The organism is Candidatus Symbiopectobacterium sp. NZEC127 (assembly GCF_025962675.1).
Taxonomy (GTDB): Bacteria; Pseudomonadota; Gammaproteobacteria; order Enterobacterales; family Enterobacteriaceae; genus Symbiopectobacterium.
The window spans coordinates 1,789,290-1,804,703 of sequence record NZ_JAGFPG010000001.1; the positions used below are offsets into that span (position 1 = coordinate 1,789,290).

Here is a 15,414-nt window from a genome sequence, read left to right on the forward strand (position 1 = left end):
ATTAGCGATCCACATCTGACATAACGAAATCAATACTCCCGAGGTACACGATCAGGTCAGACACCAGACAACCGCGAATCACGGAAGGGATCTGCTGCAAGTGTGCGTAGCTCGGGGTGCGAATACGGGTACGGTAGCTCATGGTGCCGCCGTCGCTGGTCAGGTAATAACTGTTGATGCCTTTTGTCGCCTCGACCATCTGGAACGACTCGTTTTGCGGCATCACCGGCCCCCAGGAAACCTGGAGGAAGTGGTTGATCAGCGTTTCGATGTGCTGCAACGTGCGCTCTTTCGGTGGCGGCGTGGTCAGCGGATGATCGGCTTTGAACGGGCCTTCCGGCATGTTGTTCAGGCACTGCTCCAGAATCCGCAGGCTCTGACGCAGCTCTTCCACTTTCAGCATCACACGGGCATAGCAGTCACTGATGCCGTCGCCGACCGGGACTTCAAAGTCGAAGTTTTCATAGCCGGAGTACGGACGCCATTTACGCACGTCAAACGCCACGCCGGTAGCGCGCAACCCCGCCCCGGTGACGCCCCACTCCAGCGCTTCCTTGGCGTTGTACGCCGCCACGCCTTGCGTACGTCCTTTCAGGATAGTGTTTTTCAGCGCCGCCGTTACATAGGTATCCAGACGCTTGGGCATCCAGTCCAGGAACTCACGCAGCAGACGTTCCCAGCCGCGCGGCAGGTCGTGTGCTACGCCGCCGATACGGAACCAGGCCGGGTGCATACGGAAACCGGTGATGGCTTCCACCAAATCATAAATTTTCTGGCGATCGGTAAAGGCAAAAAAGACCGGCGTCATGGCACCGACGTCTTGAATAAAGGTACTGATGTAGAGCAGGTGGCTGTTTATTCTGAACAGCTCTGAGAGCATGACGCGGATAACGTTCACACGTTCCGGCACCACGATCCCTGCCAGTTTCTCGACGGCCAACACGTAGGGCATTTCATTGACGCAGCCGCCCAGGTATTCGATACGGTCGGTATACGGGATATAGCTGTGCCAGGACTGGCGCTCGCCCATCTTCTCCGCGCCGCGGTGGTGATAGCCAACATCAGGAATACAATCGACAACCTCTTCACCGTCCAGTTGCAGGATGATGCGGAACGCCCCGTGTGATGAGGGGTGGTTCGGTCCGAGGTTAAGGAACATGAAATCTTCGTTTTCCGTCCCGCGCTTCATGCCCCAGTCTTCAGGCTTGAAGGTCAGGGATTCCATCTCCAGATCTTCTTTCTGCTTGGTCAGCACAAAGGGATCGAATTCGGTGGCGCGCGCCGGGTAGTCTTTGCGCAGCGGGTGCCCTTCCCACGTCTGCGGCATCATGATGCGCGTCAGGTGCGGGTGCCCGTCAAACGTAATACCGAACATGTCCCACACTTCACGCTCATACCAGTTGGCGTTGGGGAACAGTTTCACCATGGTCGGCAGGCGCAGGTCATTTTCAGACAATGGCACCTTGATCATGATGTCGCGATTACGTTCAATAGAGATGAAGTGATAGAAGACGGAGTAGTCTGCGGCAGGCAAGCCGTCACGGTGAGTGCGCAGGCGCTCATCAACCCCGTGCAGATCGAACAGCATCACATAGGGTTTGGGCAGTTTTTTCAGGAACGTGACAACGTCCAGTAATTGCTCACGCTTTACCCATACAACCGGCATCCCGGTACGGGTTGCCTGCACGGTAAAGGCTTCGGGTCCAAAACGGTTACACAGCTCGCCAACGACGGGATCATCCCGGTGATCGCGGGTAGCCCAGGCCGGCTGCGCGAGGTCGTGCGTCGTTAAATCTGTCATAAATATGTCACCACGGTAATTTTGCCATTCTGTTAATGGTGCGGCTGCCGTTTATTATCTTGCTACTCTGTGAGAGTAGTATTACGCAGCCAATCTGCTTGCCATTAACAGATTAAATCTCGTCGGGCGAACGCAGGTTCGTCACCGCAATACGCTCTTCGCGTTTGCGTTCGCGCTCGGATTGCATGTTGGCGCGATACACGCCCTGCTCTCCCACCACCCATGACAGAGGGCGGCGCTCTTGACCAATAGACTCTTTGAGCAGCAACAGCGCTTGCATGTACGCTTCAGGACGCGGCGGGCAGCCCGGGATATACACATCCACCGGCAGGAATTTATCGACGCCCTGCACCACTGAGTAGATGTCGTACATGCCGCCGGAGTTGGCGCACGCCCCCATGGAAATCACCCATTTCGGCTCCAGCATCTGTTCATACAGGCGCTGAATCACCGGGGCCATTTTGGTGAAACAGGTTCCGGCCACTACCATGAAGTCAGCCTGACGCGGCGAAGCACGTAATACTTCAGAACCAAAGCGCGCCACGTCATGCACGGCGGTGAACGAGGTCACCATTTCCACATAGCAACAGGAAAGACCGAAGTTGTAGGGCCACAGTGAATTCTTGCGCCCCCAGTTGACCGTGTCATGTAAGGCATGCTCCAGGTTTCCCATGAAGACACTGCGGTGAACATGCTGTTCCAGAGGATCGGTAACGATCTCCTGGCGTTGCAGGGGATAACGGTCATTCTCACCGTCCGGCTCTATGCGGGTGAGCGTATAGTCCATCTTAAAGTGCCTCGCTGTTACTGCGGATGAGTGTTGGTAGTGTTAACCGGAAAGTCAGACTTGATAACCTGCCGTTTTGAACGCGTCGGCGTCCAGTCGAGCGCGCCGATTCGGACCAGGTAGACCAACCCCGCCAACAACACCAAAATGAAAATGGCAGCTTCGATGAAGCCCAGCCAGCCGCTTTCCCGAATGGAAACGGCCCAGGCATAGAGATACAGGGCTTCAACGTCGAAAATAACGAAAAACATGGCAACCAGATAGAACTTGGCGGACAGGCGCATGCGCGCAGAGCCAACCGAGTCAATCCCGGATTCATAGGGAACGTTCTTTGCCCTTGCCCTGGCTCTCCCGCCTAGCAGGAACCCGCCCAGCAGCATGAAACCGCACAGGCCGACGGCAATGATAACGAATAGCGCAAATGCCCAGTGATGGGCGAGGATTTCAGTCGTTGTTGACATACTCTTGCTTACTCATCAAAAGTGACGTTGAACACCTGCTCTACTGGCAGTTAATGCGTCACATCGATTAAAAGGAAGGATAATCACCCTGCAAACAGTGCGGAAAACATCTCCGTTAAGCGCTTTTGCAGTGGTTGCGTCCTTTATTTTGTAACCTTTTTTCAACCTTACTAAAAATAACAGTACAGAACTTAACATGCACGCTGTTTTGTTAACATTTCACTTTTCACACTTTAGCTAAATCGAGTCAGTCTGGCTCTGGCGGGTGCAATTGTTAACAACCTGCTAGCTAAAGGATAGGTGATAATGCACAAGCACTATACCATTTTCGTGCGGAAAACCCGGTCCCCCTTAGCGTTAATAGGGTTATTTTTTGATCCAACACACATTTTTGTCAATTTAGTTAGTAAAAAAACCCAATTGTCAGCGGCAATGTTAACAGCTGAAAGTTTGCAACATTCATTTGAAAAATAAGAAACAGCTTTTCATAAAATACAAAACCTTAGAAAGCGCGAGGAGTAACGATAAGAGGAACGCGAGTGAATGGGAATAATCACGAAGTGGGATAATCATAAGGGAGTAAAAAACGGGCATAGCCATGACGGCGTCCTGCTACTACGCCATACCCGTATGAACGCGTGCCACGTTCTGAATTACATAAACAGGGCGTTTTTCAGCGCCGCATCCCCCTCGCTTGCGCTGCTATCATCGCTGGCTGAGGCTCCAGAGAGCAGCGTACCGCGATAGTAGTGGCCGGACTCTACCACATTGAAAATGGCATCGGCCAAGGTGTTGCTTTCTTGCAGGCGTTTGCACAAAAAATATTGCGTATCGGGAAGTACCGGCAATCCATCTGCCGTACCCAATACTCTCAATTCCGGGTTCATCATCTCAACAGTTCGCACCGTCACCCCTAACCCGGCCTTCACCGCAGCACGCACGGCCGGAAGCGTTGACGCGACATAGGCAATACGCCAGGGGATCCCCGCCTCATTGAGCAAGGTGATCGCCAATGTGCGGAAATTGCTGGGTTCATCCAGCAACACCAGCGACACGGGTTCGTCCTGGCGAAAGCGATAATCCGCCGCGCAATACCACATGGTCGGCGAGGTGCGCAGCAAAATTTGCTCAGCGCTATCGCTCGACATGGTAGTGATGGCCAAATCAATCGCTTTTTTTTCCAGCATACTGTGCAGTTCTGGACTAGGCTTTACGCTAACGTCAATGGTCAGTTTGGGAAACAGCGTGGTCACGCGATGCAGAAGCGTAGGCAAAATGTTATCTGCCGTATCTTCACATGCGCCGATCGCCAGTGTGCCGAGCATGTCGCTGTACATCAGCGAGGTGCAGGCTTCATCGTTAAATTGCAGGATCTTGCGGGCATAACCCAGAAACTGCACGCCGTGTTCTGTCAGCAATTTGTTACGACCGTGGCGGGCAAACAGCTCTTTCCCTACCAGTTGTTCCAGTCGTTGCATCTGTTGGCTCACCGCAGATTGCGTGCGGCAAACCGCCACGGCGGCGGCGGCGAAAGTGTTCAAATCCGCTACCGCTACAAACGTTCTGAGTAGATCGAGATCAAGATTGAGTACCGATCGATTTGCATTGGCCATACGATTTTCACTTATCTATTTTAGTATTTAACAAACATTCCTGGTGTTTTATTACATGTATCGCTAATAACAATACATGTTGAGACAGTATCGCAGTCGTTCGATTAGGGCAAAAAAATACTCACGTTTCGTTACCATTATCGCCTTTTCACCCAGCAGCTAACGCCCCCACCAAATAGTGTCGGGATCATTCTCCCCTCGGAAAAAAAACAACCGCTCCGTCTTTATACTGGAAATTATATTTTCACGCTCCGAATAAATAGCCTGACGAAAAGAAAGGCGCACAGGATGCTTTATCTCCCTTTTTTCAAAAAGGGATTAGCGCAATGCGAAGGGGATATAAATGCACAATAACAGTGCAGCCGCCCGCAGCATTGCACTAAAATCGACGATCATTCTTCAAAAGGGGTAAACACAGGAGTACATTAGGCAGGTTATGCTATTTCATCGCGAAATACGCTTTTCCTGAAAAAGGTTCGCTCTATCTATGATGTCTCCCATTGAGAAGTCTAAAAAGCTGGATAATGTTTGCTATGACATTCGCGGCCCGGTGCTAAAAGAAGCCAAGCGTCTCGAAGAGGAAGGAAATAAAGTACTCAAACTGAACATCGGCAATCCTGCGCCATTTGGTTTCGATGCACCGGATGAAATTCTGGTCGATGTCATTCGTAATTTACCTACCGCGCAGGGTTATTGCGATTCTAAAGGACTTTATTCCGCGCGTAAGGCCATTGTGCAGCATTATCAGGCGCGCGGAATGCGTGAAATGACGCTGGAAGATGTCTATATCGGCAACGGCGTCTCCGAGCTGATCGTGCAATCTATGCAAGCTTTGCTTAACACCGGCGACGAGATGTTGGTTCCTGCACCGGATTATCCGCTGTGGACCGCCGCAGTCTCGCTATCCAGCGGGCATGCGGTGCACTATCTGTGTGATGAAGAAGCCGGATGGTTCCCCGATCTGGACGACATTCGCAGCAAGATCACGCCCCGCACGCGCGGCATCGTGATCATCAACCCCAACAACCCTACCGGTGCCGTCTACAGCAAAGAACTGCTGATGGAGATCGTGGAAATTGCACGCCAGCACAGCCTGATTATTTTTGCTGACGAGATCTACGACAAAATCCTGTACGACGAGGCGCAGCACCACTCCATCGCCGCGCTGGCACCGGATCTGCTGACGGTGACCTTTAACGGTTTATCTAAAACCTACCGTGTGGCCGGATTTCGTCAGGGCTGGATGGCACTTAACGGTCCGAAAAAGCACGCCAAAGGCTATATCGAAGGCTTGGAAATGCTGGCGTCAATGCGTCTGTGTGCCAACGTGCCGATGCAACACGCTATTCAGACCGCGCTGGGCGGGTATCAGAGCATCAGCGAGTTCATCCACCCCGGTGGACGCTTGTATGAGCAGCGTCTGCGCGCCTGGGAACTGATCAACCAGATCCCCGGTGTCTCTTGTGTCAAACCGCAGGGGGCGCTCTACATGTTCCCGCGTATCGACGCCAAGCGTTTCAATATCCACGACGACCAAAAAATGGTGTTGGATCTGCTGCTGCAAGAAAAAGTGCTGTTGGTGCAAGGCACCGCGTTTAACTGGCCGCATCCGGACCACGTGCGTATCGTCACGCTGCCGCGCGTAGATGAACTGGATTCCGCTATCCACAAGCTGGGCCGTTTCCTGTCGCACTACCATCAGTAACCCCTTGCTTGCATCACGCCAGCGCGTCATGTTTCATGACGCGCTGGCGGCTTTCCCCCGGTTTACATCCTTCCCGAGAGCGGCCACAATAACCCACTATGGTGCTGCCGTCTGAGAGAACACGATGAATCAGAGTCACTTTTTCGCCCACTTATCCCGCTTGAAACTGATTAGCCGCTGGCCGCTGATGCGCAACGTGCGCACCGAAAACGTGTCTGAGCACAGCCTTCAGGTGGCGTTTGTTGCTCACGCGCTGGCGGTGATCAAAAACCGAAAATTCAACGGCAACCTGAATGCAGAACGCATTGGGATGCTGGCGATGTATCATGATGCCAGCGAGGTGTTGACCGGGGACATGCCGACCCCTATCAAATATTTCAATGCGCAGATCGCCCATGAGTATAAGAAGATTGAAAAACTGGCGCAGCGCAGCCTGATTGCCATGTTGCCGCCCGAATTACAGCAGGATTATCGCCAACTGATTGACGACAGTTGCTGTAGCGAAGAAGAGCACGCCATCGTCAAACAGGCGGATGCCCTGTGCGCCTACCTGAAATGTCTTGAAGAGCTTTCAGCCGGTAACAGCGAGTTCGCCCTTGCCAAAACCCGACTGGAAAAGACGCTGCAACAGCGCCAAAGTCCGGAGATGGACTACTTTATGGAAATATTTATTCCGAGTTTTAGCCTGTCGCTGGATGAGATTAGTCAGGGTTCCACCCTGTAAGTTATTATCAGCGTGCAACGCTGGCGTTGATATCGGTATTTCTGTTCGTGCTGTTAAGGTTTCGTGCGCGAAAGCTCGCGTGATTCTCTGTACACCAAGGTGCACGCGCCCGACATGGGGCGGCTCAATCGCCGTCGCCCCATGGCCCCTGGCTTTTCGCAAGAAATTGTGCCGCTACGCGGTTCCCTCGGCACCCGTGTCCGCTATTCGGGCCATCAGCGACGCGCTCCCGGCGCGGCGCTGCCTTTCGCCGCATCCATGCGGCTCACCCGGCGGCCCCGCCCACCTCGGCACAATTTTTTATGCGAATCAAAAAAACCTAAAACCCATAATTAAAAACCATAGAGCCACGGCACCATAATGACACTGACAACCATTACCAGCACGGTGAATGGCACACCCACTTTCACGAAATCGCCAAAACGGTAGCCGCCCGGGCCGAGCACCAGCGTATTCACCGGCGACGAAACCGGTGTCATGAAGGCCGCAGAGGCGGCAATAGCCACAATCATTGCGAAGGGATACGGCGACACCCCCATCTGCTTGGCGGCGGCAATGGCTATCGGTGCCATCAGCACAGCGGTGGCGGTGTTGGAAATAAACAACCCAATAGTTGCACACAAGACAAACAAGCACACCAGCATCACCTGCGGCCCTGCCCCGCCCGCGATGTCCATCAGGCCATTCACAATCAGCGTCACACCACCGGTCTGCTGGAGTGCCAGCGCAAACGGCATCATCCCGACGATCAAAATCAGGCTCGGCCAGTGGATTGCGCGGTAAGCACTCTCCATGTCGATGCAGCGAAATTTGCCCATCAGCAAGCAGGCAATCAACGCGGCAATCGCATTGGGGATCTCGTCGGTCAGCATCATGGCGACCATCAGCGCCAGACAGAACAGCGCGTGCGGAGCCTGGCTCACCGCGGGCGCAACGTCATCCACTTCGGCGGGCAAGTTCAACACCAGCATTACATGCTTTTGCGATTGCAGTTGGCGGATCATGCGCCAGTCGCCAATCACCAGCAGGATATCGCCCAGTTGCAGCGGTTCGTCTGCCAGCAACCCATCCATCGCCTCACCATTGCGGCGGATACCGACCACGGAAAGCCCGTAACGACTACGGAAACCTACGTCATAAAGCGTCTTGCCAATCAGTTCGGAATCAGGAATCAGCGACACTTCCGCCATGCCTACATCGCGCGCCTGTTCGGAAAAGTATTCACCGCGCAGCACCATCGGTTCCAATCGCTGCGAGGTACAAAACTCACGCAAATCGATCTCAGAGGCTGACATATCAATCAGCAATACATCGTTTAAACGCAGTTCGGTGTTGCCCGCCACGCTGACCATCACGCGACGGAACTTACGCCAGCGCTCAATCCCCACCACGTTGGCACCGTAGCGTTGGCGCAGCCGCAAATCGTCAAGGCGGTGGCCGATAAAAGGAGAACCGGGCAGTATCGCCAAACGACGCGCCCTGCCCGTCAGTTTATAATCGCGGATCAAGTCGCGGAACGTCTTGCGCTTCCAGCCCTCTTTGTTCGCTGCTTGCGGGTCGATACCGCTTAACCAGAATCGAGCCACCAGCATGTAAGCGATGCCCAGCAGCAGCACCACCATGCCAATCGGCGTGACGCTGAAAAAGCCGAAACCGTGGTTACCATCACGCATCAGCTCACTGCTTACCACCATGTTGGGCGGCGTTGCCACCAGCGTCATCATCCCGCTGATCAGACCGGCAAAACTGAGCGGCATCATCAGTCGCCCCGGCGAGGTTTTCATTTTGGCCGAAACGCTGAGCACCACTGGAATAAAGATCGCCACCACCCCGGTGGAACTCATGAACGCGCCCAGCGCCGCCACGGTCAACATCAGCAGCACCAGCATTTTGATCTCGCTGCTGCCCGCGACGCGGATCAGCCACTCCCCGACCTGATAAGCCACACCGGTTCTGACCAGCCCTTCGCCAATCACGAACAGCGCGGCAATAAGAATCACGTTGGGGTCGCTGAAGCCGACTAACGCATCCGACAGCGTTAAGGTACCGCTCAACACAAAGGCGATGATAACCAGCAGCGCCACCACATCCATGCGTAGCTTATTGGTGCTAAACAATAAGATAGCGATCAACAGCAGGGATAACACCCAGAGCAGTTCGCGGTTCAAAAGATCCTCCCGAAAAAAACGCGTAAACCAGCGGCAACACGGTCACTCACAACCGTCAGACGGTAACAGCCTAAAAAAGCACGCTTAACCCAAGTCTGTTCTGGTAGTCTGCCATAAAAAAACCCCGCCAAGGCGAGGTTTTGATCATATTTAGTTACGCTTTTATACCCTAAATAATTCGAGTTGCAGGAAGGCGGCAAGGGAGCGAATCCCGATGAGCTTACATAAGTAAGTGATTCGGGTGAGCGAGTGCCGCCAACGCACATGCAACTTGAAGTATGACGGGTATATCAATCGGTTAGCTTATGCACTCGTACCCCGTTCAACGTGGGTGTCAGGGTCAGTTGCGTCAGCGATGTCAGAACCATATCAACATCCTCTAACGCCAGGGTATCCGCCGGTGCGTTAACGGCAATCACCTGACAGCCTGCGGCTAACCCGGATTCCAACCCGGCTGGCGCATCTTCTACCACCATGCATTCATGCGGTTCCAGGCCCAGGCTTGAGGCACCCAGCAGGTAAGCATCCGGCTGCGGCTTACCGCGAGCCACCTGCTCGGCGGTGATAAACACCTGCGGCTGCGGCAATTGCCCGGCGCGATGGCGCGCATGGGCGATAGGCACGGTGCCTGATGTCACGATTGCCCAGGGAATGCCAAGCGCGTCAAGCTGCTCAAGGAGTTGGCTTGCGCCCGGCATCGCCTGCACGCCCTGCGTGTCCGACGCTTCGGTGCGCTCCAACTCATCAAATTCACGCTGGATCTCCGCTTCGCTTTTACCCTGTAAAAAGTGGCGCAGCGAGGTGATCGCCTGTTTGCCATGGATAAAATCGAGCACCTCCTGGGGTTCAATCTCATGGGCAACCGCCCAATTAACCCAGGCACGCTCCACGGCCGGTAACGAATCCACCAGCGTACCATCCAAATCAAACAGAAAACCTTTACACTCCACAACCACCTCTTTGTTTTATTTCACCGGTTCAGGCATTGATAATTTGCGCAATCTCTACGGCGCTCAAATGATACTGGCGCGGACAGGACATCCACACCGCCAGCATACGATTATATTTTTCCCACATTTTGGTCTGTGCGTTGAAACCGTGGGTACCGGAGTCAAAATGCGGGTAGCGCCCTTCCACATGCACCATAAAACGCACAAAGCCGAGGTAGCGCGCTTCGGTCGCGGCATCAAAGCCCAAAAAGGTCAGGCGGCGCTGATCCAGATCTTTGCGATCTTTCAGGTTATCCCAGGAAACCTGCAAGGCATGGTGCATTTCCATGATATTGATGATGGTGCGGCACACTTCTTCACTGAGTTCGCCAAATTCCCGATCCAACTCACGCATTTGCAGCCCATAGCCGCGCTCGACGATGGTTTGCAGCCGACGATAGCGTTCTGCATTGTCCGGATCCATCATCGTCATCATTTTGTATTGATTCGAAAGGATCAATCTCTGGGCATTGGTCATTTCCATCGTGCTCTCCTGAACCTCTATAGTACCGGCCTGACGCCGCTGACTCGTTTAACCTGATACCAGAATCGCATACCCCAAAGTGGGAAGATAGCGCTAGCCTCCGGTTTTTTGATTTAAAACAGAGGGGAAGGACAAAATAATGCTATTCACACGCAAAGGGTGAAAAGGGTCACAGATCATCTAAAAAGGTTTTATCCAGCTGTTTAAAAGCACGTTTCAGCACGTCGGCCAGCATCTGATAGGTAGGTTTACCTTCGATCGGCGCCAGCGCCAGCCCAGCCTGTTGCAGTTTAAGGCGGAGATCGTGAAACCATTCGGAGAGCGTTGGCGGTAACGGTGATACCGAACGGCGACCCAGCCACCACAGCCCCTGTAACGGCAGACTACAGGCAAACAACGCGGTAGCAACCGCCGGCCCCAGTTGGCCGCCCAGCGCAATCTGCCAGGTTAAGGTGAAGACGGCCAACGGCGGCATAAAGCGAATACCGAACTGCGTCGCGCGCACCACGCGGTTTTCAGGGAAAACAGGCGCCAGACGTTTATCCAGCGGCCAGGTTTTCATATAATGCTGCCCGTAATGGAGTACACGCCATCCCCCGCGTTTATCAGTAGGTTGAGATTTCATGGCGACTCCTTTGTTACCGTTTCAGTTATTACCATTTTCAATTGCATCATCAAAATAACAGATAAAAAATAAAATCCTAAAACAAGCCAGCAACTCTATTTGATAAACTTAAAATATATTTTGTGTTTGCCTTACGCTATCGGTATCCTACCTCGGCGTAGGCCGCCATCTATACTAAAGTAGTCATGTCACTGAGCCAATGTGGTCATGCTGCATGCCAGAATAACGATCCTTTCACCATCGTGCTTGATGATGAATGCCGTTTTCAACTGTATTAACTACAGCATAGGCAAAAAACAGGGGGCCATTGGTGCGGGCGCGACATTTATCGCCTTATTTTTCGCCACATGCTTTTCAGGGCCGATATGTCATCTTCGCACGCCGTGCATCCAGTATGCTATGCGGATAGGCCATATCGGCGCTTTTTCATGGTCATGTCAGGGAAATCACACCGTGCCATGACGTTAGTCATAAATGTCAGCGGCTGTTTAGGCTACGCTACGCGCTGTTTGACATTTGTTCACCATGTATAACAAGTAGGTACTTCCATGTCGAGTAAGTTAGTACTGGTTCTTAACTGCGGTAGTTCATCCCTGAAGTTCGCTATCATCGATGCTGTTAACGGGGAAGAGTACCTGTCAGGTCTGGCCGAGTGTTTCCACCTTCCTGAAGCCCGTCTCAAATGGAAAATGGATGGTGCCAAGCAGGAAGCTGCGCTGGGCGCAGGCGCTGCACACAGCGAAGCGTTGAACTTCATCGTTAACACCATTCTGGCACAGAAACCTGAACTCTCCGCACAACTGGTTGCTATCGGTCACCGTATCGTACACGGCGGCGAGAAGTTCACCCAGTCTGCCGTGATCAACGACGACGTGCTGCAAGGCATCAAAGATTCCGTGCCGTTCGCACCGTTGCACAACCCGGCTCACCTGATTGGTATCGACGAAGCGCTGAAATCATTCCCGGCGCTGGCAGACAAAAACGTTGCCGTATTCGACACTGCATTCCACCAGACCATGCCGGAAGAATCCTACCTGTATGCGCTGCCGTACAAACTGTACTCCGAGCATCACGTTCGCCGCTATGGCGCACACGGCACCAGCCATTTCTATGTGACCCAACAGGCCGCAGAAGCGCTGAACAAGCCGGTTGACGAAGTTAACCTGATCACTTGCCACCTGGGCAACGGCGGTTCCGTAACCGCAGTGCGTAACGGTAAGTGTGTTGATACCTCCATGGGTCTGACCCCGTTGGAAGGTTTGGTCATGGGTACCCGCAGCGGTGACATCGACCCGGCCATCATCTTCCACCTGCACGATTCCCTGGGCATGAGCGTTGAAGCTATCAACAAGCTGCTGACCAAAGAATCTGGCCTGCTGGGCCTGACTGAAGTCACCAGCGACTGCCGCTATGTTGAAGACAACTACACCACCAAGGCGGATGCCAAACGTGCCATGGACGTGTATTGCCACCGTCTGGCCAAATACATCGGTGCCTACAGTGCGCTGATGGAAGGCCGTCTGGACGCTGTTATCTTCACCGGCGGTATCGGTGAAAACGCGGCCATGGTGCGTGAACTGACGCTGAACAAGCTGGGCCTGCTGGGCTTTGAAGTCGACCACGAACGCAACCTGGCTGCCCGCTTCGGCAACGGCGGCAACATCAGCAAAGAGGGCTGCCGCCCTGCGCTGGTGATCCCGACCAACGAAGAGTTGGTTATCGCGCAAGACGCCCTGCGTCTCACCGCGTAAGACAAGTAATCCCACACCGTCAGCCAAGGCTGACGGTGTCGTTTCTGACTAAGCTGTTTTTGACTCAGCGAGCAACCGTAAAGAGGTTTAGCCGTGTCCCGTACAATCATGTTGATCCCCACTGGCACCAGCGTTGGTCTGACAAGCGTCAGCCTGGGTGTCATTCGTTCCATGGAACAAAAAGGCGTGCGCCTGAGCGTGTTCAAACCGATCGCGCAGCCGCGTTCAGGCGATAATACGCCGGACCAGACCACCACCATCATCCGTGCCAACTCAGCCATCACTGCGGCTGAACCGCTGAAAATGAGCCACGTTGAAGCGCTGCTCAGCACCAACCAGCAAGACGTGCTGATGGAAGAGATCATCGCCAACTACCACGAAAACACCAAAGATGCAGAAGTGGTGCTGGTAGAAGGTCTGGTGCCGACGCGCAAACATCAGTTTGCCAACGCGCTGAACTATGAAATCGCCAAAACCCTGAACGCCGAAATCGTGTTCGTTATCGCACTGGGCAACGACTCTCCGGACCAGTTGAAAGAGCGTATTGAACTGGCACGCAGCAGCTTTGGCGGCAGCAAGAACAAAAACATCACCGGCGTTATCATCAATAAACTGAATGCCCCGGTGGATGAGCAAGGTCGTACCCGTCCTGATTTGTCTGAAATCTTTGACGATTCCAGCAAAGCAGACGTGCCGAACGTCGATCCGAAACAGCTGTTTGCCAACAGCCCGTTGCCCGTGCTGGGCTGCGTGCCGTGGAGCTTCGATCTGATCGCCACCCGCGCTATCGACATGGCAAAACACCTGAATGCCCGCATCATCAACGAAGGCGAAATTCAGACCCGTCGCGTGAAAACCGTAACCTTCTGTGCGCGTAGCATTCCGCACATGCTGGAACATTTCCGTCCGGGCTCTCTGCTGGTGACCTCTGCGGATCGTCCTGACGTGCTGGTGTCCGCGTGCCTGGCCGCCATGAACGGCGTAGAAATCGGTGCCGTGCTGCTGACCGGCGGTTATGAAATCGATGCCAGCATCGCCAAACTGTGCGAACGCGCCTTCCAGACTGGCCTGCCGGTATTTATGGTAGACACCAACACCTGGCAGACCTCGCTCAGCCTGCAAAGCTTCAGCCTGGAAGTCCCGGCTGACGACAGCGAACGCGTTGAGAAAGTCCAAGACTACGTGGCCCGTCACATCGACAGCCAGTGGATCGAATCCCTGAGCGCCGCGTCTGAGCGTTCTCGTCGTCTGTCTCCGCCGGCATTCCGCTATCAGTTGACCGAACTGGCACGCCAGGCGGGCAAACGCGTTGTGCTGCCAGAAGGCGACGAACCGCGTACCGTGAAAGCCGCTTCTATCTGTGCCGAACGTGGTATTGCACACTGCGTGCTGCTGGGTAATCCGGAAGAGATCCAACGCGTTGCTGCTGCGCAGGGTGTAGAACTGGGCAAAGGCATTGAGATTGTCGATCCGGAAGCGGTTCGCGAACGCTATGTTCCGCGTCTGGTTGAGCTGCGTAAGAGCAAAGGCATGACCGAAGTGGTTGCGCGTGAGCAACTGGAAGACAACGTGGTGCTGGGCACCCTGATGTTGGAACAAGGCGAAGTTGACGGTCTGGTTTCCGGTGCCGTTCACACTACCGCTAACACCATCCGTCCGCCGTTGCAGCTGATCAAAACCTCTCCGGGCAGTTCACTGGTCTCTTCCGTGTTCTTTATGCTGCTGCCGGAACAAGTGTTTGTCTACGGTGACTGCGCCATCAACCCGGATCCGACCGCAGAACAGTTGGCCGAAATCGCGATTCAGTCCGCCGATTCCGCCGCCGCGTTTGGTATCGATCCGCGCGTTGCCATGATCTCCTACTCCACCGGTAACTCCGGCGCGGGCAGCGACGTGGAAAAAGTGCGTGAAGCCACCCGTCTGGCACAGGAAAAACGCCCGGACCTGGTCATCGATGGTCCGTTGCAATACGACGCCGCAGTAATGGCCGACGTTGCAAAATCCAAAGCGCCGAATTCACCGGTTGCGGGTCAAGCTACCGTGTTCATCTTCCCGGATCTGAACACCGGTAACACCACGTACAAAGCGGTACAGCGTTCTGCTGACCTGATCTCCATCGGGCCGATGCTGCAAGGCATGCGCAAACCGGTGAACGATCTGTCCCGTGGCGCACTGGTAGACGATATCGTTTACACCGTGGCCCTGACCGCCATTCAGGCTACCCAACAGTAATCTCGGGTTTCTGAATTATTCAAAGGCCGCGCTTTCGCGGCCTTTTGCTTTTGTGTCATAGTAAGTCGTTAAAA

The 15,414-nt window shown here is 54.0% G+C and carries 12 protein-coding genes; 4 read left to right on the forward strand and 8 right to left on the reverse strand.

The window, feature by feature from the left end:
• Nucleotide 1 precedes the first annotated feature (1 nt).
• The 4 genes from nuoC to J5069_RS08290 all read right to left on the reverse strand — a co-directional run bounded on the left by nuoC (nucleotide 2) and on the right by J5069_RS08290 (nucleotide 4,662).
• Complete coding sequence (gene nuoC, locus J5069_RS08275) at nucleotides 2-1,801, reverse strand: NADH-quinone oxidoreductase subunit C/D (protein ID WP_264643360.1); 1,800 nt, start codon at nucleotides 1,799-1,801, stop codon at nucleotides 2-4.
• Between the two features lie 112 nt (nucleotides 1,802-1,913).
• Complete coding sequence (locus J5069_RS08280) at nucleotides 1,914-2,588, reverse strand: NuoB/complex I 20 kDa subunit family protein (RefSeq protein WP_222157560.1); 675 nt, start codon at nucleotides 2,586-2,588, stop codon at nucleotides 1,914-1,916.
• 17 nt (nucleotides 2,589-2,605) lie between these two features.
• Nucleotides 2,606-3,049 carry an NADH-quinone oxidoreductase subunit A gene (locus J5069_RS08285; protein WP_222157561.1) on the reverse strand — a complete coding sequence of 148 codons (444 nt, stop codon included), beginning with the start codon at nucleotides 3,047-3,049 and terminating at the stop codon, nucleotides 2,606-2,608.
• A 653-nt stretch (nucleotides 3,050-3,702) separates the two neighbouring features.
• Nucleotides 3,703-4,662 (reverse strand): LysR family transcriptional regulator, encoded by a 960-nt coding sequence (locus J5069_RS08290; RefSeq protein WP_264643361.1) that lies wholly within the window; start codon nucleotides 4,660-4,662, stop codon nucleotides 3,703-3,705.
• A 490-nt stretch (nucleotides 4,663-5,152) separates the two neighbouring features.
• Here J5069_RS08290 and J5069_RS08295 point away from each other — a divergent pair, with 490 nt between their 5' ends.
• Complete coding sequence (locus tag J5069_RS08295; RefSeq protein WP_264643771.1) at nucleotides 5,153-6,367, forward strand: pyridoxal phosphate-dependent aminotransferase; 1,215 nt, start codon at nucleotides 5,153-5,155, stop codon at nucleotides 6,365-6,367.
• A gap of 124 nt (nucleotides 6,368-6,491) precedes the next feature.
• Nucleotides 6,492-7,091, forward strand: a complete 600-nt coding sequence (gene yfbR / locus J5069_RS08300) for a 5'-deoxynucleotidase (RefSeq protein ID WP_264643362.1) — start codon at nucleotides 6,492-6,494, stop codon at nucleotides 7,089-7,091.
• A 332-nt stretch (nucleotides 7,092-7,423) separates the two neighbouring features.
• Here yfbR and J5069_RS08305 read toward each other — a convergent pair whose 3' ends face one another.
• From J5069_RS08305 to yfbV, 4 genes are all read right to left on the reverse strand, one after another.
• The gene (locus tag J5069_RS08305; RefSeq protein ID WP_264643363.1) at nucleotides 7,424-9,259 is read right to left on the reverse strand and encodes an SLC13 family permease; all 1,836 of its coding nucleotides are present in this window, start codon (nucleotides 9,257-9,259) and stop codon (nucleotides 7,424-7,426) included.
• A 290-nt stretch (nucleotides 9,260-9,549) separates the two neighbouring features.
• A complete protein-coding gene (locus J5069_RS08310) occupies nucleotides 9,550-10,209 on the reverse strand; it encodes a sugar phosphatase (RefSeq protein ID WP_264643364.1) in 660 nt (219 codons plus the stop codon).
• Nucleotides 10,210-10,237: 28 nt separating this feature from the next.
• On the reverse strand, nucleotides 10,238-10,732 hold the full coding sequence (locus tag J5069_RS08315; RefSeq protein ID WP_264643365.1) for a YfbU family protein: 495 nt from the start codon (nucleotides 10,730-10,732) through the stop codon (nucleotides 10,238-10,240).
• Between the two features lie 169 nt (nucleotides 10,733-10,901).
• Nucleotides 10,902-11,357, reverse strand: a complete 456-nt coding sequence (gene yfbV / locus J5069_RS08320; protein ID WP_264643366.1) for a terminus macrodomain insulation protein YfbV — start codon at nucleotides 11,355-11,357, stop codon at nucleotides 10,902-10,904.
• A 548-nt stretch (nucleotides 11,358-11,905) separates the two neighbouring features.
• Between yfbV and ackA the strand changes: the two genes are divergently transcribed.
• Both ackA and pta read left to right on the forward strand, forming a co-directional pair.
• Complete coding sequence (gene ackA / locus J5069_RS08325; protein WP_264643367.1) at nucleotides 11,906-13,108, forward strand: acetate kinase; 1,203 nt, start codon at nucleotides 11,906-11,908, stop codon at nucleotides 13,106-13,108.
• Nucleotides 13,109-13,201: 93 nt separating this feature from the next.
• Nucleotides 13,202-15,340, forward strand: coding sequence for a phosphate acetyltransferase (gene pta, locus J5069_RS08330; protein ID WP_264643368.1), 2,139 nt, complete (start codon nucleotides 13,202-13,204; stop codon nucleotides 15,338-15,340).
• Nucleotides 15,341-15,414 lie beyond the last annotated feature (74 nt).

Bases quoted from the DNA above. Each gene is read 5' to 3' on its own strand.
- nuoC (WP_264643360.1), bottom strand. From the start codon at position 1,801: ATGACAGATTTAACGACGCACGACCTCGCGCAGCCGGCCTGGGCTACC.
- J5069_RS08280 (WP_222157560.1), bottom strand. From the start codon at position 2,588: ATGGACTATACGCTCACCCGCATAGAGCCGGACGGTGAGAATGACCGT.
- J5069_RS08285 (WP_222157561.1), bottom strand. From the start codon at position 3,049: ATGTCAACAACGACTGAAATCCTCGCCCATCACTGGGCATTTGCGCTA.
- J5069_RS08290 (WP_264643361.1), bottom strand. From the start codon at position 4,662: ATGGCCAATGCAAATCGATCGGTACTCAATCTTGATCTCGATCTACTC.
- J5069_RS08295 (WP_264643771.1), top strand. From the start codon at position 5,153: ATGTCTCCCATTGAGAAGTCTAAAAAGCTGGATAATGTTTGCTATGAC.
- yfbR (WP_264643362.1), top strand. From the start codon at position 6,492: ATGAATCAGAGTCACTTTTTCGCCCACTTATCCCGCTTGAAACTGATT.
- J5069_RS08315 (WP_264643365.1), bottom strand. From the start codon at position 10,732: ATGGAAATGACCAATGCCCAGAGATTGATCCTTTCGAATCAATACAAA.
- yfbV (WP_264643366.1), bottom strand. From the start codon at position 11,357: ATGAAATCTCAACCTACTGATAAACGCGGGGGATGGCGTGTACTCCAT.
- ackA (WP_264643367.1), top strand. From the start codon at position 11,906: ATGTCGAGTAAGTTAGTACTGGTTCTTAACTGCGGTAGTTCATCCCTG.